This is a genomic window from Paradesulfitobacterium aromaticivorans, assembly GCF_054657415.1.
In genome coordinates, this window is the sequence record NZ_BAAHYT010000011.1 from 842535 (window position 1) to 862232 (window position 19698).

The window sequence follows — 19698 nt, forward strand, 5'->3', positions numbered from 1 at the left end:
GCGGGAATGGGACAAACTTACAAATCCCGGAAAACTCCGGCCTTTTGCAGAGATTTATAAGCAATAAGAATAAAAGGTCCTAAAATCAGGCCGATGATTCCGGTGGCTGCCAGCCCTATATACATGCTTATTAAGACAAATAAAGGGTCTAAGCCGATATTGTCTCCCAGAATTTTAGGTTCAATGATGTGACGCAGAATGGATATCAAGGAGGTTAAGAAGACTAATTCGAGTGCCAGTACATTATGTCCCATAATAAAAGCAATCATTGCCCATGGTATCAAGATTATTCCTACCCCAAGAACAGGGAGAATTCCCAGGATTCCGCTAATCGTGCCGAGAATTATAGCATATTTCGTCCTGAAAAGAATTAAACCGAAAATTGAGCAAGCCAAAGTAATTAGAAAAACAATCAATTCGGCTTTAATAAAGCCGGAAAAAGCACGTGCAAAATCTCGCCCCAGCTCAATTAAACTTTCACGCCATTCTAGCGGAAAGACACGTACAAAATCCGAGATATAGCGGGAACTCCCCTTAGCCATGAAATAAGTTGCTACTAAAGCGATCACTACGATAATTATTACTTCCGGAATCGCAACAGCGACCGAGAAACCAGCTGTAAGAAAGTTAGGAAATGAATTCAGAATCTCAGTGACTGCACTCCTCACTGTTTCAACGTAATTGGGTGGGAGCTTAAGGTAGACAGTTTCAACTTTATTTAACCATGCGGAGAAGTGGCCGGCGATAAATCTGCTGTAAAAAGGCCAATGTACATAAATATCCTGGACCTCGCGAATGAAGCGATTGATCAAGATGCTGATGATTATGCCTAATCCCCCTAATTCAATAACCATTGCGGTTATAACAGCAAATCCTACCGGTAAGCGGAACTTGCGGGTTAGCAAGTTTTTAAGGGGATTGATGGCTGTAGTCATAATAAAGGCCAAAATAAACGGGAGAAAGAGGTAGATGTACCGTCCAATCAAATAGATTAATAAACCGATTACCACCCAAAAAAGAATAAACTTAAGCGTTCTGCCCAAGAAAGATTTTGTCACTTGGTTCACGGGCTAACCCCTTTCAATCCCTCTTATACATTTTATGCTTTGCAACGAATAGTCTTGTAATCAGCCACACTCCCGCCAGCAGTACTAGTATTAGAATTGCGAACAATTTTAAGGTAATAAATCTTGAAGAAGAAGCCTGCGGGATGGTTCGGGAAGCCAGCAGGGGTACTTTTCCGATGACCTGTTGCCCAAGACATACTTCTAAGTTTGCCAGAACTTGCCCTTTCTCAGCTTCTTTTAACTGCAGGGAAAGAGGTATGACATTGAGACGAAGAATCGGAGTAGGTTCCCCTTTTTTAACTGTAACTACTATGGGAGCTCCCAGTACCAGATCGACTGCTTCTTCTCCTACCAGTAAACTGGAGACTACTGTCCCGGACGGTTTATACACAGTATTGGAATAATCAGCAAAGCCATAATTAAGGAGGTTCTGCATATCATTAAAAATCTCACCGCCAGGAGATTTGAGAATGACTCCTATTACCTGACGGCCGTCTCTCGTAGCGGATGCTACCAGGCAGTTTCCCGCCTGGGCGGTATACCCAGTTTTAACACCGTCTACTGAGGGATCCCGCCACAGCAGTTTGTTCTCGTTAATCATCTCGATGGGTGCGTTTACAGCGGATCGGGGTATAACCTGCGACTTAGTTTTAACATACTTGACAAAGGCGGGGTTCTGGAGCGCAGTCCGGGCAATTAAGGCCAAGTCGCGCGCTGTCGATACATGTCCTTCTTCACTTAAGCCGCTCGGATTCTTGAAAGTTGTGTTATAAGCCCCTATTTCCTTGGCCCTTTCATTCATTAGCTTAACAAAAAGATCTACATCTCCTCCTATATATTCTGCAATGGTGACAGCGGCATCATTGGCAGAGTTGAGGAGGAGAGCATAGAGAAGGTCATCTAAGCTCACTGATTCTCCAGGCTCCAGGTATATTTGCGTACCATAAACCAACTTGCTGTTTAGCAATGTAGGAGAGGCAACGACTACATCACTCAACTTCCCTTTTTCTACAGCTAAGAGCGCAGTCATGATTTTGGTTGTACTGGCAGGTTCCAGGATTTCATCAGAGTTTTTACTATAAAGAGTCTGTCCGGACTGAACATCAAGCAGGAAAGCAGTCTCCCCGCGGATCTCGGGCTGAGAGGCTCCAAAGGCCGGCTGAACTCTAAACACAAAAGAGAAAAGACAAATTAAAACAAGCAAGCTTATGTTAATTCGTGAGGTCAAGAATAACTGCCCTCCTTGTCTTAACGTTGAAAAAATAAGGCTACAGTGCCGGGACCGGTATGACTTCCAATGATACACCCAATTTGGCTTAGCCAAATATCTTTTACAGGAATGCGGGCCCGAATTTCTTCCTCCAAGGCTTTGGCATCCTCAAGACAGTCAGAATGAGAAATTCCGATAATTTGCTGTTCCGGAGTTGTAATCTCTTGTTCCATTACTTCCACTAACTTGCGGATTGCGGCTCGGCGCGAGCGAACTTTGGCAAAAGGTTCAATTCTGCCGTCTGCCGTTATGTGCAAAATCGGTTTAATATCGAGTAAGCCCCCGATAAAACCGGCAGTTTTGCTTACCCTTCCACCCTTAACCAAATAGTCTAGGGTGTCCAACGTAAAAACATACCGCATTCTATTTCTAATTTCTAAAATAAAAGCCTCCGCTTCGTCCCAAGAATTATAAGAATTAATCTTAGCTGCAGCCTGGAGTGCTAACAGACCGTAGCCAAAACTTGCTCCTAGGCTGTCAATAATATGTATCCTTTCCGGCTGGGAACTCATATCACGCGCTAAGGCCGCGGTGGAGACGGTTGAACTCAATCCGGAAGAGAGGTGGATAGCTGCCACATCATTGCCAGTGCTTAGTACCTTTTCATAACTCTCAATTAAATCATTCAGGTTAGGCTGGGAGGTTTTCGGCAAGGTCTGAAATGAAGGGAACCGGGGATAGAAATTGTCCGGGAATAAGTCCACCCCTTCCAAATACGTCTGACTATCGATGGTTACAGGCATTGGGACAATGACGATCTCATGTGCGTATCTGGATGGAATATCTGCTGAACTGTCAACAACTACAGTAAAAGGCATAAAAACGCCCCCTTTTAGTACGATATCAATTATAATTCGGGACAAACCGAAGTTCTCCTGCTAAGCTTGCCCGAAAACTCCTGTATATTCTAACTTGAATAAGCACACACAAGAAAAGAATGCCCATCTTGACGTTGGACATTCTTCCCGTAATTCTAAAATAAATACGGTCTTTCCTTAGGCAGCAAGACTTTGAACGATTACATGCTGACCGATAGTTGCTAGAAACCCAGGAAGTTCTTGTTTCCGAACGAGACGATAATTGACTTCTTCTCCTTCGATCCAGGTAACAAGAAACATAGAAGTTCCCTTCTTTCGCGCATTTAGTATCTTGTATACATGATACCACAGGGCGAATTTCTAAGCAAGAAGTAGCTTGTCCGAATTTTGAAATATTTAAGTCGCAGCTGACAATAACTTTTCCACCTCAGCCCAGATGGGGTAGCTGCGGGCATCAGCCAAACGCCCTTCTTTATTTATGAAATAATGAACGGTACTGCCCTCAGCAAGGAGGAGATCTTCTTTGTGAATTTTATATGAGAATACAACCTTACGCGCAGACATTTCTTCTGCCACCGTGGTAATAATTAATTCTTCATCATAACGGGCCGGTTTGCGATAGCGGCAAGTTGCTTCGATTACAGCCAAACCCAGTCCCTGTTCTTCGAATAAACGATAAGGAAGTCCAAGTTGCCTAAAGAGTTCAGTCCTCCCAACCTCAAACCAAATCAAGTAATTTGAGTTATAAACAATGCCCATTTGATCAGTTTCTGCATAGCGTACTCTAATCGTGGTTTGTCCGGATAAGTTCATAAGACCCCTCCTTTCCCTTTATCCGATGGCTACTGCTACCAAGACTTCCACTTCTAAATGGAGTTAAACTCCACCTGAAGCAAGTTTCCTTTATAAAGTTAAGAGCGCCGTAGCGGCGCTCTCGCATCCATAAGTTTAGTTGCACCCAGTTCAAATTAAGGCAAGTATTTCAGCGGATTAACAGTATCCTCGTTAATTATAACCTCAAAATGAAGGTGTGGGCCGGTAGTATTCCCGGTAGTGCCTACAAGCCCGATAGTCTGGCCTTGGCTTACCTTTTGCCCTGCTGATACCAGAAGTTTAGAGGAATGAGCATAACGGGTTACAACCCCGTTGCCATGGTCAATGAGGACCATTTTCCCGTAACCACCGCCCCACCCTGCACTTACAACCGTACCGCCTGCAGCAGCTGTGTACGGATCTCCGGTGTCCCCTTCTATGTCCAGACCAGTGTGGAAACCACGGGAGCGATAACCGTAATATGAACTAATATGCCCCCGGAGAGGCCAGTTTAATCTACCGATTTGTCCGGATCCGCGGGAAGAAGCATAAGCAACAGTTGTCTGCCTTGCCGGGCCTTTGGCTACAATTTGTGTTACGGAAGGCTTGAGAACTTTTTCATCAATCACAGTTTTGCTAATATCTTTACCGTTTTTTTGTTCGTAAGAATAAGTAACTTCTTTAGCTCCGTCACTACCCTGTTGGACGACTTTCGACTGTCCGGCAGCAACAGAAGTATCGGTCTTAGTAACAACATCAAAGGGAATGGTTTCAGTGCCGGTAAACATACCCTTGCTCATAACAGTTAGATAAGGTGTAACTGTAACCAATTTGATTTTCTGTCCCGGCTGTAAAACCGTGTCTTCAGTCGCGCCAGGGTTACCGGCTAAAACTTCTTTAGTTTTCATATCATTCTTACGCGCAATCAGCCACCAAGAATCACTTTCCTCAACAGTATATTCCATAACACTGGATTTACCTTCAGTTAACAGCTTAAGTACTTCTTCCGCTGTTTTAACATCCTGAGGCTGAACCTCAACTGCTTCAGAATTTATAGATTCAACTAACTGGACTGAGGAAATTTTGTTGGCTTCACTTGGCTTGGTATAGTAGTCCTGATAATCTTTCAGGACTTTATCAACAGCTTCTTTGCTTGGTAAAATTGCCAAGCTCTCACTAGCAATTACTAACTTGTAACCGTCTAAATAGGAGCTTAACTTGCTCTCTAACTTATCTTTAGTAAGAGAATTATCCCAAAACTCACCTTTCTTTACCCGGGTATTAATGTACTCAACTTGATCATGAGTTTTGGCTAGGGTGTTAACGGCTTGTCCACGTTCCTGTAATACTTTTTGTACAATTTCTTGTCCTGCTGCCTCGGTCTTAACTACCCCAACTTTTTCCCCGTTTATAACTACATATGTAGCTGCGGCAGTTTGGTTGTAGTAAATAACGCCTATACTAAAGGTTACAAGGACAGTTAAGGTAGCTGCAATTATTTTAGGTGATCTCCAGGAAAAACCTTGGACAGGTCTTGCCATCCGTAATTTTACGGCCAAGCTTTTAAGCATTTCGTTCATTTTAGACTTGGTGTCACCAATCAGTTTAAAATTACCCAAGTTAAATTTACTCAAGTTAACCTTAGTAATCTTATTAGCCTTATTATCGGTGCTAAAGCTTGACATTCTCTTTGAATCCTTTTTTTGAGCCTTATTATGCTGTATTCCTCTCTTTTTCATTCTTGCCCCCTTTCACTCGACAAACCGTTCGGGATTATTATAACATCTATTATTAATTAGGGAAAACAAAAATTATATTAATTTCTCGTACTATGCTATAATAGGAAGAACTAACCTGAAGGGAGAATAAGGGTGAAACAACTTGAGATAAATGCCCTCATTGCCAGAATCAACGAGCTGGCGCGCAAACAGCGCTCACAAGGACTGGAAGAGTGGGAAAAAGCGGAACAAGAAGCCTTGCGCCTAGAATATCTAACATTTATTCGCGGACAAGTACGCCAAACCCTTAATAAAGTTGAGTTTACGCAATAGCTTTAAGTCCGCTTAAAATGGTCGAGCCAATGTCCTGAAGCGGCTGTCGCTGGTCCGTGGCCGGGCAGAATCCAGCGTAAGGGGCGCCCGAGCAGTTTTTGGACGGATTTATCTAAGTTACTAGCATTCCAGGTAAACAGAGCGGGAGCTAAACGGATATCACCCCCCTGAAGCAAATCCCCGACAATTCCCACTCCGTTGCGGTATAAAACAATATGGCCAGGAGTATGCCCGGGTGTATGGATGATCTCCCAGTCCAAGAAAGTATCATTGTCCCTAACAGGTTCTATCTTTAGCGGGTTAGCCAGCTTGCCGTAAATTGGCCGCACAAGTAATGGCAGCCAGCGTTTTACCCCCGGGCGCAGAGATAGTCCACTAATATACGGTATTTCAAGCTCATGAGCATAGAGCGGACATCCTGTTAGCTGTTGTAACGCAACTGCGCTGCCTACATGATCCACATCAAAATGTGTAAGGATGATTCCGTTTAGTTCCCCTGGCTTAATCCCTGTTTGTTTGAGGTAATTTAGAATTACTTGCTCCTGACCGGGAAGGCCCGTATCCACCACAAACGGTTTCGGATCTGTTACCAGAAATGAATGACTTCCTTTTACCTTGTCAATTAAATGAATCCCATCCGTAATTAACAAAAACATTCCCCCAATCAATGCTAAAGTGCTGTTGTTCTCCCTCGCGAGAAATAACAGACAGCACTCGGCCACTTTACTTGAATATATTTTGTTCGACAGGGTTAAAGCTAATTCCTGTCTGTACCATTAGGATCTTCAAAATTTACATGTGAGTCGAGAAAAATTTTACGAAATTCCCTGCTACTGGTGGTAATATACTCTGTAAACAACCTTTTGCCACACTTGCGGCAAAAGAGCTTGACCCGATTGCTGACAGCATCACGTCTGTACTCGATCATGGATTCATCACTATGCTCAAAGCCACAACGGCACAAAAGTTGCGCCTGAGTGTTCATTTTCCCCACCTCGGTTTAACCTTCTGAGCACATTTTAACACATTATTTAGATTTGTGAACATTTGTACTTAATAAAGTTATTTATAGTCATATAAAAGAACAAAATGGTTTATACTATTTTCAAATCGTAAAGGAGGGGCGTACATTGCCGGAACGCATTTTAAAATATGGAGGAGTTAAAATCCGTAACCTTGTTCCCCCGGTTAAAATAAATCGTTTTGTCAACCAGTTGCCTGCAGACAAAAAGGATTCTCTGTTCGAAATTGCTAGTGAACTAGAGCAGGAGGGTCTGATCCAGGTGTTAAACGAGAGGACTCAAAGTAGTATTGATAAAGACTTAATCGATGATCAAGCTTAATGATCGAGCTTAAACAAGGGACCGGTAAGTGCCTGCTGTACTTACCGGTCCCTTGTTTGCATCGGGGCGATTATGACCCTGACTCCCTTTTCTTCAAGGGAAAGCTGTGCCTGATCGGGAAAGTTCGAATCAGTTACGAAGGTATGGATTTTATCCCAATAAGCAAAAGTATGGTAAAAAACTTTGCCAATTTTAGAGCTGTCTGCGACTAAAATAACCTGTTTCGCCCGGCTGAGCATAGCTTGCTTAACTTCATTTTCCAACATGTTAGCCGTGGATAACCCTCTGTCTAGGTTTACTCCGGTTGCTGCCAGGAAAAGTTTGTCAGCGTTTAAACCCGCAAGGCTTGCCCGTGTGAGAGGCCCTACAAGAGCATAAGTGTTTCCGCGAATTTCCCCTCCGGTCATGATAACTGTAACTTCTTCCTTAGTTCCCAACACCCCAGCAATCGGAAGAGAATTAGTTATGACCACACACTTTTTGGATAGAGCATGCGCCACTGCGAGCGTAGTCGTGCCCGCATCAATAATGATCGATTCCCCTTCTTCAATTAAGTCGGCTGCTTTTCTCCCGATCCAGGTCTTTTCTCGCTCTGCTTCCCCCAAACGGTTAAGGAATAAGGGGTTTTGTTCCTGAGGATAAACGGCACCACCATGCTCTCGCTGAATAAAACCCAACGAAGCAAGGGTTTTTAAGTCCCGGCGTATAGTCATTTCAGATACATGAAAACGCTCTGCTAACTGTGTAACTGTCAGATGTCCATGTTCTTGAAGTAAAAAACGGATTTCTTCCTGTCTTCCGGCACTCACTCGGCCTCTTCCCCTTCAGCTGATCTTTCTCTCAGTTATTGACAAAGGTGGGACTTTGAGCTTTTCCAAACTAAATTATTTTTAGAGAATGGTAACAACACCGTCATACACTACCCCAGCCATGCCATCCACAGTTATGAGCTGGCCATCGTTAAGTTTGGACATGATACCTTTAGCACCTACGATGGCAGGAATTCCGTATTGTAAGGCTGCAATGGCTGCATGTGAAGTAAGTCCGCCTTCCTCGACAATTATCCCACCGGCCATGGAGATAAGTGCAATAAACTGGGCATCAGTATGCTCAGCGATTAAAATTTCCCCTTTCGCGAATGTTTCGTCCGGGGATTTAAGAAGGCGTGCTTTCCCAGAATGAGATTTACGACCTATCCCTGTTCCTTTGGCCAAGACGTTGCCGATTACTTGCACTTTGATCATGTTGGTGCCACCCACTTTACCAACGGGCACTCCGGCTGTGATTACAACAGTATCTCCGGTAGTAATAAGTTTCCTGCCTAAAGCTGCCTTAACTGCACTTGAAAGAAGCTGGTCTGTCCCGGAACTCTCCTCAACCAATATGGGTTCAACTCCCCATTGCAGGGATAAGCGTTTGGCTGTTGCAGGGAAAGGGGTAGCGGCAATAAGGAGTGATTTAGGCCGATATTTAGAGATCATACGCGCGGTTAAGCCTGAATGAGTGGGAGTAAGGATTGCTGAAGCCTCTAAGTCCCCGGCGATAGTGTAACTTGCGTAACTGATTGCTTCCGCTACATTTAACTGGGGATGACGGGTCGCTCTCGTACCCCAGTACGCACTTTCTGTTTTGCGCGCAATTCTGTCCATCATTTTTACGGCTTCAATTGGGAATTGTCCTGCTGCCGTTTCACCCGAGAGCATAATTGCATCAGTTCCATCAAGTATTGCATTAGCAACATCACTTGCCTCTGCCCTGGTGGGGCGTGGCTGCCTGATCATGGAGTCAAGCATCTGAGTTGCCACAATCACAGGTTTTCCTAAAAGGTTAGTTTTGTGGATCATTTCTTTTTGATAGAGAGGGACTTCTTCTACTGGAATTTCCACTCCCAGATCTCCGCGTGCCACCATCAGCCCATCCGCAACCTCAAGAATTGAGTCAAGGTTCTCAATCCCTTCCCTGCTCTCGATCTTGGCGATGATGTGAATATCAGCGCCATTCTCTTCAATGACACGGCGCACCGCCAGAATATCATCCGCTTTCCTGGTAAAGGATGCAGCAATAAAGTCTACATCTTGTTTAACGCCAAAGGTAATATCTTCTTTGTCCTTGTCCGTTACAGCCGGAAGCTGGATGGGGGCTCCCGGTACATTGACCCCCTTTTTAGATTTAAGAATACCCCCATTGCGCACAACAGTCTTGATGACAGATGCTTGCACTTCAATTATTTCCAGGTCGATCTGCCCGTCATCAAGTAAAACATGCATCCCAGGTTCAACTTCACGCCACAGTTCAGTATAAGTAATACTGATTCTTTCCTCGTTTCCTTCGTCAGGATTGTTATCAAGGGTGAACTTATCTCCGTTGTCCAAGGTAATTCCTGTAGACGGAGCAATACCGGTGCGAATCTCGGGACCTTTGGTGTCAAGAAGAATAGCCAGGTGTTTGTTGGCCTTGGCCGCTTCTTCTTTTAGCAGCGTTATTCTTTGACCGTGTTCTTCATGGGATCCGTGAGAAAAATTAAGGCGCGCTACGTCCATCCCAGCTTTAAGCAATTCCTGTATTTTTGCACGGGAGTCTGTTGCAGGCCCAATAGTGCACACAATTTTTGTTCTTCTCATTTAATCCTTCCCCTCAACTCAAATCCTTCTCCACAACCTATTACAGGCCTTTTCTGGCCATGTAAGTTACTAAATCAATTATCCTGTTGGAATAACCCCATTCATTGTCATACCAGGCCAGGACTTTAACCATCTTGTCCCCGATCATCATCGTGGATAAGCCGTCCACGATTGAACTGGCAGGGTTGCCGTTAAAGTCGTGAGATACTAAGGGCAACTCCGTATATTCAAGGTAGCCCTTAAGCTGTCCTTCCGCAGCTTCCTTGAGTTTCGTATTTACTTCTTCTTTAGTGGTCGAGCGGGATAAATTGGCAACCAAGTCGATTAAAGAAACATTAGGAGTGGGAACACGGACGGCCAGTCCGGTAAGCTTCCCTTTGAGCTCAGGTAGTACAAGTTCAACGGCCTTAGCGGCTCCGGTGGTGGTTGGAATCATTGATTGGTAGGCTGCCCGCGCCCGACGCCAGTCCTTATGCTCCAAATCAAGAATACGCTGGTCATTAGTCACGGAGTGCGTGGTGGTCATCATGCCTTCTTCAATCCCGAATTCCTGCATTAAAACTTTGGCAACCGGTGCCAGACAATTAGTGGTGCAAGAGGCATTAGATACGACATGGTGATTTTTGGGATCATATTTATCTTCATTAACTCCCATGACAATTGTTATATCCTCATTTTTGGCAGGAGCGGAAATCACTACTTTTTTCGCACCTGCAGTCAAGTGCTGAGCTGCTGCATCCCGGTTGGTAAACCTGCCTGTTGATTCAATAACAATATCTACCCCTAATTTACTCCACGGAAGGCTCTCAGGATTCTTTTCGGAAATAAGTTCTATTCGTTGCCCTTGAGCTACCATGGTGTTACCTTCTAAACCCACGCTATATGGTACAATTCCTTGGACAGAGTCATATTTGTAAAGGTGGGCCAAGAGATCAGGATTACCTAAATCATTAATTGCGACAACTTCAATTGGGGCGGATTGGGCTAAAGCAGCCCGTAAGGATAAACGTCCAATGCGACCGAACCCGTTAATTGCAACTCTAACAGTCATTAAATACTTCCTCCTTATTTTTCTTATTCGAACAGTATATTCTGCGTAAACGAACATTATCCTGCAAGGTATCTGTGTAAACGAACCTTTTTTATTAACTTTAGTTTAGGTTTTCTTTATCGTGCCCCAAAAAGAAAAAAACTTGCAATTTTGGGATTGCAAGTTAAACGAAACGCATGTAGCCTCACAGTGTGGATTTGTCCTAAGAATCTCGCCTAATACAACAAAGAACTCTTATATTTTGTCCTCAGTAAGTTTGTTAACGGCAATAGCCTGCTCAGGCATATCGAGGATTCTCTGCAGGATCGAAATCCGTTTTTGGTCGATGGCTGCAAAATCCATCGCCGGGATATAGTATGTTTCCATTAAATCATGAACTCTTTTAGCCTGTTTTGAATTCCTGAGTGCCCTGTCTATATGTTGAGTTATCCTGTGGCGGCAGTCTTCAATATCCTCCTGATACCGCTCTAAAAGAGGTTTATTGAGGCTTTGATCAAAGTTTAGAGCATTTAGTTTGCCGTTAAATGCCGGCGAGTATATATAGGGTTCGGAAGTAATGGCAAAAGCGGCTGATATTTCCGGAATAATAATTAAATCCAGTTTAGCAGGGTCAAGGGTGTTATGATAAAATTCCACGAATAACCCATAGGCAATAGCTCTTTCCGCTATCTTGGCGAGGAAGGTAGATTTGCCGGTTCCCGGATGCCCTTTTAGGATGTACAGCGTACTGACCTCGTTGAGTAGGGTGTCAATGAACTGTGTTTTTCCCTGTGGGGTATGGGCCCACGCAAACAAATGCCTCTCTTGACCATGCCCCTTTGGAGTCATTCTGAATAGATCTCTTTCAACTTTTAAGAGTGTTTGATCGATAACAGACCAGTCTTGACAAGCCTGCGTATAAAATTTCCATTCGTCAAGTGCGGTTTTGGCCTCAGTTAGGGCAAAATAGGCTCCCTGGAAATAACGGCTAACTTGATAATTACTGTCCATTATTTCCTGCTTAGACTTGCGCATTATCTCTTCGTTCCAATATTCTCCCAAGTTAATGATTTCATCCACGGCTCCGGGGTTTTTGGGGTCAATGATGTGGGGTGCAGTACCGTCCAGCAAGGCCACTCCCAGTTTGGGAACGACGAGCCCATCGATGGAATTGTTGTCAGAGGAACAACAATGATATTCGATATCATACCCGTATTGAAGCATGGCCTCCCCAATTTTTTTCATAAATGTTGATTTCCCAACGCCAGGGCCGCCTTTGATCACGAAAATATGTTGGGCGTCAGGCTGGATAATATAACTGTAGTAAGAATAAAAACCTTGATAAGTAACAGCACCCGGAAACATCTTCCTCACGTGTGACATGCCTTTCTCTCCTTTCAGTTTTGCATTCTCGCAGAACATATCTATGCAGCTGAGATGCAAGAGGTTCCAAAGTGCACTGAGTTTTAGAAGAAAAAGGCTCTGATTATAAGACCACATTGTTTTAGGGATAAAAAAAAGAACCCCGCAAAGGGTTCTTGTGAGAATACTACGACTATCGTTCCACAATCATGGCAATACCTTGTCCTCCGCCAATGCAGAGAGTGGCCAAACCGCGGCGAGCTTCCTGACGCTTGAGCTCATAGAGCAAGGTCACAAGAATACGGGCTCCGGAAGCTCCGATCGGATGTCCTAAGGCAATGGCCCCGCCGTTAAGATTGGTTTTGTCAAGATCAAGCTTAAGCTCTTTCACCACTTCTAAGGCCTGGGACGCGAAAGCTTCGTTCGCTTCTACCACATCGATGTCTTCAATTTTGAGTCCGGCTTTGGCTAAGGCTTTGCGCGTTGCTGGGATCGGGCCTGTGCCCATGATTAACGGATCAACACCTACAGAGCCCCACGAGGTAATCGTTGCGAGCGGGGTTAAGCCAAGGGCTTCCGCTTTTTCCTTGGACATCACCACGACGGCAGCCGCACCGTCATTAATGCCGGAGGCGTTACCAGCCGTTACAGTGCCGTCTTTCTTAAAGGCAGGACGCAGTTTGGCGAGTGAATCCGGGGTTGTGCCAAAGCGTGGGAACTCGTCTTGGATAATGACAACAGGGTCACCTTTTTTTTGCGGAATCACTACCGGAACGATTTCTGCTTCGAATGTTCCGGCTTTGATGGCTGTTTCTGCTCTGTTTTGGCTTGTAGCAGAAAATTGATCCTGTTCTTCCCGAGATATCCCAAATTGCTCTGCAATATTCTCAGCGGTAATTCCCATATGGACATTGTGGAAGGCATCCGTTAGACCGTCCACAATCATCGTATCGACAAAAGAGTCATTGCCCATGCGATACCCGAAACGGGCTTTGGGCAAAGCGTAAGAAGCCTGGGACATGCTTTCCATGCCACCGGCCACAATAATATCTGCGTCCCCTGAGATAATAGCTTGAGCCGCACATACAACCGCCTTAAGTCCGGAGCCGCATACCTTGCTTACAGTCCAGGCTGGTACTTCTTGCGGAACTCCCGCTTTCATAGAGGCTTGGCGGGCGGTATTTTGTCCTTGCGCGCTTGACAAGACATTGCCCATAATTACTTCTTCTACTTGCTCAGGAGCAAGGCCTGCTCTGGCAATCGCTTCTTTAATTGCGATTGAACCTAAATCGACACCAGATATTTGCCCTAAAGCGCCCCCGAAAGATCCGACCGGAGTACGGGCAGCACTGACGATAACCACATCTCTCATTGACATATACACCTCTCTTCTTGTGCCTGCTTTAGGCATTAGAGTGCCTGCTCTAGTATTTCTGCAATATCCAAAGCCTTAACTTTTTCTCCTGCCTCTCTACCGGCAATTCCGTCGTTAATCATGGTCAAGCAGAAAGGACAGGCAGTTCCTACCAGGTCAGGAGCAAGAGCTAGGGCTTCATCAGTGCGCATCACATTGATGCGCTCTCCTTCGTGTTCTTCAAGCCACATCCGTCCTCCCCCAGCACCGCAGCAGAAGCTTTTCTCCTTGGTATGGGCCATTTCTTTAATATCCAGACCGACAGCCTTCAATAGTGCGCGCGGTTGTTCATAAATCTCGTTATAACGGCCCAGGTAGCAAGAATCATGATAGGTAACTGTTTTGCCATGACCGCGGTTAAGCTTAAGCTTGCCTGTGTTAATCAGATCCATTAAGAACTCAGTATGGTGCACAACCTCGAATTCTCCACCAAATTGCGGATACTCATTTTTCATGATATTGAAGCAGTGCGGGCATTGAGTAAGGATTTTCTTCACGCCATACCCTTTCATGACCTCGATATTTTCTGTAGCTAATGAATAGAAAAGGTATTCATTCCCTAATTTGCGGGCTGAATCCCCGCAGCATTTTTCTTCATTGCCGAGAATAGCAAAGTTAACATTAGCAGACTGTAGCAGCTTAATCAGAGCTGCCGACACTTTTTGATTGCGGGCATCGAAGGCTCCAGAACAGCCGGGCCAGTAAAGAATTTCTGCCTCCGGATTTTCTTCGTAAGTTTTCACTCCCAGACCGATGAGAAAATCGGCACGGGTGCTCCAACCAATACCCCAGGGATTGCCGTTATTCTCCATATTACGGAAGGCCAGCTGGGCTTCAGACGGGAAGCGGCTTTCCATCAGGACTAAATTGCGTCGCATATCGATCGTTTTATCAACATGCTCTACAAATACCGGACACTGCTGTTCGCACGAACGGCAGGTCGTGCAGGCCCACAGGTCATCTTCCGGAATAACTTCTCCAATCAGAGCACGTCCGGCCCACTCTTCTGAACCTTCAGCTGCTGTCGCAGTTTCCTGCTCAGTCCCTTGTACCGCTACCGCCTTTTTCTTGGCATCTTTAAGTGCAGCACCTGTTTCCTCCATTAGTACCCGCATATCTTGAATAACACGTTTCGGGCTTAAGTGCTTTCCGCTTAAATAGGCAGGACAGTTATCCTGACAACGTCCACAGCGCAGGCAAACATCCGTATTGAAAAGGGTTTTCCAGGAAAATTCACGCAGTTGGCTTTTGCCATAGGTTTCAATACTCTCATCTTCAAAGTCAATTAATTCAGGGATTCCTACCGGTCCGCGTTTGCGCATAAATTGGTTGACAGGCCCCAAAATAATGTGGAATAGTTTGGAGTACGGGAAATACGCGATAAAACCCATCGCTAACACCAGGTGGAACCACCATAAAAAGCGATGGAAGGCTAAAAGTTGGGACTGATTAAACATGGCTTGAAGAACTACGGCAAGCCACTGCCCCACAAATCCCCACGAAGCCCAGGGATCAGGTTGAACGGCCATGCGGGCACCCTGAATTAAAAATCCGGTAAACAAAACGCTAAACAACAGTATGAGCATGATCGCATCATCAGGCTTGTTATCAAGGCGGCTAGGACGCTGTACATAACGCCTAAAAGCAGCTACCAGAATCCCGATAAGGGCAAACAAGCCGAAAAGATTAGCGGTTAACTTCACAAAAAGATAAAGGCCCCCTTGAAAAATAGGGAGTTTGAAATCAGCTTGTAAAGTAATAATGGCAGTGGCAATCGTTAAAAAGACAAATCCCCAAAAGATAGCAAAATGCATAATGCCGGGGTAAAAATCTTTAAGAATACGCTTGTGCGCAAAACCATAAACAAGAACATCTTTAATTCCTTGCCAAACATCCTGCCAGCGGTTTTCCGGCTGCCCCAGCTTCCATAACTGGACGCGCTGATATACTCCGTACCCGAAAAACACTAAGGCAATAATGAACAAGGCGTAGAGCCAGTGTTCTCCTTCAATATTCCAATACACTTCACGCGTGGGCATTGCTGTTTTCTCCTTCCCCTCATTAGGGCGAAGCGCCGCAAGGGCGCTTCGCTATCCTCGAACTTATTCATTAACAAGTTTCTTGAATTCTTCCTTCAACAGGGGAACCACTTCGAACAGATCGCCGACAATTCCATAGTCAGCCACGTTGAAGATGTTGGCTTCAGGATCTTTATTTACAGCAACAATAAATTTAGAAGATCCCATGCCTGCCAAGTGCTGAATCGCTCCGGAAATTCCGCAGGCGATATAAAGTGTGGGAGACACAGTTTTCCCCGTTTGTCCGACTTGGAATTTGTGCTCTCTCCACCCGGAGTCAACTGCAGCGCGGGAGGCGCCGACAGCAGCTCCGATGACATCAGCCAGTTCTTCGAGAATTACAAAGTTCTCCGGACCTTTCATTCCGCGACCGCCGGAAACAATAATATTAGCTTCAGTGAGTTCCGGACGTTTGGATGCTGCAATTGCAACTTCTTTGACAATAGCTTTCAGGTCAGCCGGGTCAATTTGGGTATCAGCTTTAACAACTTCTGCCTGGCGGCTGGCATCAGGGGCCACAACTGCGAATGTATTAGGACGAATAGAGGCAACAATGGGACGGGCTTCGGATGCCACATGCGCAAAAGCTTTACCGGCATAGATCGGACGCTTAAATGCCAGCAATGAATTAGCATCATATTCCATTCCGGTGCAGTCAGAGGCCATGCCCACGCCTAAGCGTTGAGCCAAACGCGGTGCTAAATCCTTGCCTACAGCGGTGTTTCCGATTAAAACTGCTTGGGGCTCTTCCTTACGGATTATTTGATTGAGGACAGAGGTGTAGGCACCTGTGGTATATTCCGCCAGCTTGGCGTCCTCAGCTAAGATAACCTTGTCGGCACCGTAGGAAGCAACTTCCTGAGCCAAGCCTTCAATACCTTGACCGAGAACTACTGCTACCAGGGGTTCTCCGGCTTGATCGGCAATTTTACGGCCTTGACTGATCAATTCCAAGGATACTTTACGAATTTGTCCGTTGCGTTGTTCGACGATAATCCATATTCCTTTGGCCATTTTTCTACTCCTCCTTACAGAACCTTGGCTTCTTCGCGCAAGAGGCGGGCTAATTCCTGAACAGCCTGAGCAGAGTCTCCACTTAACTTGCGACCTGCTTGACGTGGGGCAGGAAGGCTAAATTTCTCTGTTTTCATTTTAGCAGCGGCATCAGAGGCAGATAAGCCTAGATCAGATAAGCTTAAAGTTTTTAATTCTTTCTTTTTCGCTTTCATAATCCCGGCAACGGAAGGATAGCGAGGTTCGTTTAATCCTTTTTGCGCTGTCATTACTGCGGGCAAGCTAAGCTCAATTACTTCAGTGCCACCGTCGATTTCACGGGTCACAGTTGCATTCGAACCTTCGATTTCAAGTTTTAATACACTGGTTACAGAAGGAGCATTTAGTTTCTCAGCTAGGCGGACTGCAACTTGGCTGGACCCGTCATCAATCGCAATACGTCCGGCTAAAACCACATCATAGGATAGTGTAGATACCGCTTTAGCCAGGACTTCGGCCGCAGCCCACTCATCTGCTCCGTCCAACGCCGGGTCGCTGATCAATACGGCCTTGTCTGCACCCATGGCCAGAGCAGTTCTTAATGCTTCAGCAGCACGGCTGGAACCTAAGGTAACAACCGTGACTTCCCCACCAAACTTTTCCTTAAGCTTTAGACCTTCTTCGATCGCATACTCGTCATACGGATTAATAATAAGATTCACACCATTAGGGTCGATTTTACCTGATCCATCCAAAACAATCTTCGCTTCAGTATCAAATGTCTGTTTGATGCATACAACGATATTCATGCTTTCTTTTCCTCCTTATCTTATTGTCCGCTGAAGTTCGCTGGTCGCTTTTCTACAAAAGCACCGCAGCCTTCCTTCTGATCCTGAGTGCTGAACGTGAGACCGAAAACTTCGGCTTCGTACGCCAGGCCACTGTCGAGGTCAGTATTAGAACCGCGTTGAATAGCGCTTTTTGTAAGTTGAACAGCGACAGGTGCACGTTTGGCAATTTTATGTGCTAGAGACAAAGCTTCATCCATTAAACTTTCCTTGGGATAGATATGATTCACCAAGCCAATGCGGTAAGCTTCTTGAGCGTCAATGATCTCCCCGGTAAAGAGTATTTCGCTCGCCAGTCCAGAACCCACGAGACGAGGAAGACGCTGCGTGCCGCCAAAACCGGCTGTCAGCCCGAGGGTAACTTCAGGCTGGCCGAACCTGGCATTTTCGCTGGCGATTCTGAGATCACATGCCAGTGCTAATTCGCAGCCGCCGCCAAGAGCGAAACCATTGATAGCTCCGATCACAGGCTGTGGCAACAGTTCGGCTTTTCGGAAAGTCTCTTGGCCCAATTGGCTGAAACGACGTCCCTCCAATGGGTTCATGTCTTTCATTTGCGCAATATCTGCTCCGGCTACGAAAGCTTTCTCTCCGCTTCCGGTCAAGACAACAATTTTAATACTGCGATCTGCCCCAACTTGATCGAAAGCAGCGGAAAGTTCAGTCAGAGTCTCGCTATTAAGCGCATTTAAAGCTTTAGGCCTGTTAATCTCAATGATAGCGATATCCTCTTTCCTTTCAACCTTAATATTATTAAATTCCATTCAATCCCCCCCCCTTTCCTAGCCTTAATTCTTCAATGCTTTTCCGAGTGAACTTAAAGTAAAAGTCGTTTAGACTTATTTGTTATACACATAGAAGCCGCGTCCGGTTTTGCGGCCAAGCCAGCCAGCTTTAACATATTTCCTGAGTAAAGGACACGGGCGGTATTTATCTCCTAAACCTTCATGTAAAACATCTATAATGGCTAAAACCGTATCTAATCCAATCAAATCAGCTAAAGCTAAAGGTCCCATCGGTTGATTCGTGCCCAGCTTCATGACATTGTCAATGGACTCTGCGCTGGCAATTCCTTCATACAACGTATAGATAGCCTCATTGATCATCGGAATTAAGATTCTGTTGGCCACAAAACCGGGAGCATCGTTTACTTCGACAGGGGTTTTTCCCATGTGGACGCTGACAGTCTCTACTTCCTTATACACCTCATCACTCGTGGCCAACCCACGAATAACCTCTACCAGTTTCATTACCGGTACTGGATTCATGAAATGCATGCCGATTACTTTGTCGGGACGCTTGGTAACAGCAGCAACTTCTGTAATAGGCAGAGAAGAAGTATTAGTAGCAAGAATTGTATGGGGAGGACAAATAACATCAAGCTGTGAGAAGATTTGACCTTTAATCCCCATATTCTCAACAGCCGCTTCGATTACCAAATCAACATTGGCTGCATCTTGAAGTGAGGTAGAACGGGAAATACGAGCAAGGATGACTTCTTTTTCGGCATTTTCGAGTTTGCCTTTGTCTATGCTCCGATTCAGGTTAGATTCGATTATGCTTATACCCCTGGCCACAAAATCGTCTTTAATGTCATTTAAAATGACTGCGTAGCCAGCCTGAGCGGCAACTTGAGCAATACCGCTTCCCATTTGCCCAGCGCCGATTACCATAATGGTATTCAAATCTCAATCTCCTCCTTTTCCACATTTTTTGGGAGTCTTTCCAGAAGTTTATTTTTTCACAAACTCATGGAAAATGCTCGCCTTTATAAAATATTCGACTTAACTTAGAGTGCATCCTGCAAAAGCACTTCGGCAAACTGGTACCCTGCACACTATGCATTTTTGCATAAAATTTGCCTCTTTGCATTATTAGGCCTGTTCTCTGCTTGTAAGTTTACATGGTTTCGTTGAAAGATTCAGCATATTTTATGCCAGTGGTCGATAATAAACTGTGAACAGTATATATTTAACCGTGAACGGTCGTT

19 protein-coding genes are annotated in these 19698 nt (G+C 45.2%); 2 read left to right on the forward strand and 17 right to left on the reverse strand.

What is annotated here, in order from left to right:
• Nucleotides 1-17: 17 nt before the first annotated feature.
• The 5 genes from ytvI to ACYQ2N_RS20840 form a co-directional block, all read right to left on the reverse strand.
• The gene (ytvI, locus tag ACYQ2N_RS20820) at nt 18-1067 is read right to left on the reverse strand and encodes a sporulation integral membrane protein YtvI (RefSeq protein ID WP_460001347.1); all 1050 of its coding nucleotides are present in this window, start codon (nt 1065-1067) and stop codon (nt 18-20) included.
• A gap of 13 nt (nt 1068-1080) precedes the next feature.
• Entirely contained in the window at nt 1081-2295 is a 1215-nt protein-coding gene (locus ACYQ2N_RS20825; RefSeq protein ID WP_460001348.1) for a D-alanyl-D-alanine carboxypeptidase family protein, read from the reverse strand.
• A gap of 20 nt (nt 2296-2315) precedes the next feature.
• The gene (locus ACYQ2N_RS20830; RefSeq protein WP_460001349.1) at nt 2316-3155 is read right to left on the reverse strand and encodes a DegV family protein; all 840 of its coding nucleotides are present in this window, start codon (nt 3153-3155) and stop codon (nt 2316-2318) included.
• A gap of 396 nt (nt 3156-3551) precedes the next feature.
• The gene (locus ACYQ2N_RS20835) at nt 3552-3968 is read right to left on the reverse strand and encodes an acyl-CoA thioesterase (protein ID WP_460001350.1); all 417 of its coding nucleotides are present in this window, start codon (nt 3966-3968) and stop codon (nt 3552-3554) included.
• Nucleotides 3969-4123: 155 nt separating this feature from the next.
• Nucleotides 4124-5707, reverse strand: coding sequence for a peptidoglycan DD-metalloendopeptidase family protein (locus ACYQ2N_RS20840; protein ID WP_460001351.1), 1584 nt, complete (start codon nt 5705-5707; stop codon nt 4124-4126).
• A 132-nt stretch (nt 5708-5839) separates the two neighbouring features.
• Between ACYQ2N_RS20840 and ACYQ2N_RS20845 the strand changes: the two genes are divergently transcribed.
• Nucleotides 5840-6019, forward strand: a complete 180-nt coding sequence (locus ACYQ2N_RS20845; RefSeq protein WP_460001353.1) for a DUF896 domain-containing protein — start codon at nt 5840-5842, stop codon at nt 6017-6019.
• 2 nt (nt 6020-6021) lie between these two features.
• Here the strand turns inward: ACYQ2N_RS20845 and ACYQ2N_RS20850 are convergent, their stop codons facing one another.
• Nucleotides 6022-6675 (reverse strand): MBL fold metallo-hydrolase, encoded by a 654-nt coding sequence (locus tag ACYQ2N_RS20850; RefSeq protein ID WP_460001354.1) that lies wholly within the window; start codon nt 6673-6675, stop codon nt 6022-6024.
• 101 nt (nt 6676-6776) lie between these two features.
• A complete protein-coding gene (locus ACYQ2N_RS20855; RefSeq protein WP_460001355.1) occupies nt 6777-7004 on the reverse strand; it encodes a hypothetical protein in 228 nt (75 codons plus the stop codon).
• Nucleotides 7005-7149: 145 nt separating this feature from the next.
• On the opposite strand from ACYQ2N_RS20855, the gene ACYQ2N_RS20860 reads away from it, so the two are divergent.
• Nucleotides 7150-7362 carry a hypothetical protein gene (locus ACYQ2N_RS20860; protein ID WP_460001356.1) on the forward strand — a complete coding sequence of 71 codons (213 nt, stop codon included), beginning with the start codon at nt 7150-7152 and terminating at the stop codon, nt 7360-7362.
• A 41-nt stretch (nt 7363-7403) separates the two neighbouring features.
• Here the strand turns inward: ACYQ2N_RS20860 and ACYQ2N_RS20865 are convergent, their stop codons facing one another.
• From ACYQ2N_RS20865 to ACYQ2N_RS20910, 10 genes are all read right to left on the reverse strand, one after another.
• The gene (locus tag ACYQ2N_RS20865) at nt 7404-8171 is read right to left on the reverse strand and encodes a DeoR/GlpR family DNA-binding transcription regulator (protein WP_460001357.1); all 768 of its coding nucleotides are present in this window, start codon (nt 8169-8171) and stop codon (nt 7404-7406) included.
• A gap of 81 nt (nt 8172-8252) precedes the next feature.
• Nucleotides 8253-9983, reverse strand: coding sequence for a pyruvate kinase (pyk, locus tag ACYQ2N_RS20870; protein WP_460001358.1), 1731 nt, complete (start codon nt 9981-9983; stop codon nt 8253-8255).
• Between the two features lie 40 nt (nt 9984-10023).
• Nucleotides 10024-11034 carry a type I glyceraldehyde-3-phosphate dehydrogenase gene (gap, locus tag ACYQ2N_RS20875; protein ID WP_460001359.1) on the reverse strand — a complete coding sequence of 337 codons (1011 nt, stop codon included), beginning with the start codon at nt 11032-11034 and terminating at the stop codon, nt 10024-10026.
• A 234-nt stretch (nt 11035-11268) separates the two neighbouring features.
• Nucleotides 11269-12396, reverse strand: coding sequence for a PRK06851 family protein (locus ACYQ2N_RS20880; RefSeq protein ID WP_460001360.1), 1128 nt, complete (start codon nt 12394-12396; stop codon nt 11269-11271).
• Nucleotides 12397-12568: 172 nt separating this feature from the next.
• A complete protein-coding gene (locus ACYQ2N_RS20885; protein ID WP_460001770.1) occupies nt 12569-13747 on the reverse strand; it encodes an acetyl-CoA C-acetyltransferase in 1179 nt (392 codons plus the stop codon).
• 38 nt (nt 13748-13785) lie between these two features.
• A complete protein-coding gene (locus ACYQ2N_RS20890) occupies nt 13786-15828 on the reverse strand; it encodes a heterodisulfide reductase-related iron-sulfur binding cluster (RefSeq protein ID WP_460001361.1) in 2043 nt (680 codons plus the stop codon).
• 63 nt (nt 15829-15891) lie between these two features.
• Complete coding sequence (locus ACYQ2N_RS20895; protein WP_460001362.1) at nt 15892-16881, reverse strand: electron transfer flavoprotein subunit alpha/FixB family protein; 990 nt, start codon at nt 16879-16881, stop codon at nt 15892-15894.
• Nucleotides 16882-16895: 14 nt separating this feature from the next.
• Nucleotides 16896-17669: an electron transfer flavoprotein subunit beta/FixA family protein gene (locus ACYQ2N_RS20900; RefSeq protein WP_460001363.1), complete on the reverse strand. Its 774-nt coding sequence runs from the start codon at nt 17667-17669 to the stop codon at nt 16896-16898.
• A 20-nt stretch (nt 17670-17689) separates the two neighbouring features.
• A complete protein-coding gene (locus ACYQ2N_RS20905) occupies nt 17690-18472 on the reverse strand; it encodes an enoyl-CoA hydratase-related protein (RefSeq protein WP_460001364.1) in 783 nt (260 codons plus the stop codon).
• 75 nt (nt 18473-18547) lie between these two features.
• Nucleotides 18548-19393: a 3-hydroxybutyryl-CoA dehydrogenase gene (locus tag ACYQ2N_RS20910; RefSeq protein ID WP_460001365.1), complete on the reverse strand. Its 846-nt coding sequence runs from the start codon at nt 19391-19393 to the stop codon at nt 18548-18550.
• Nucleotides 19394-19698: the final 305 nt, after the last annotated feature.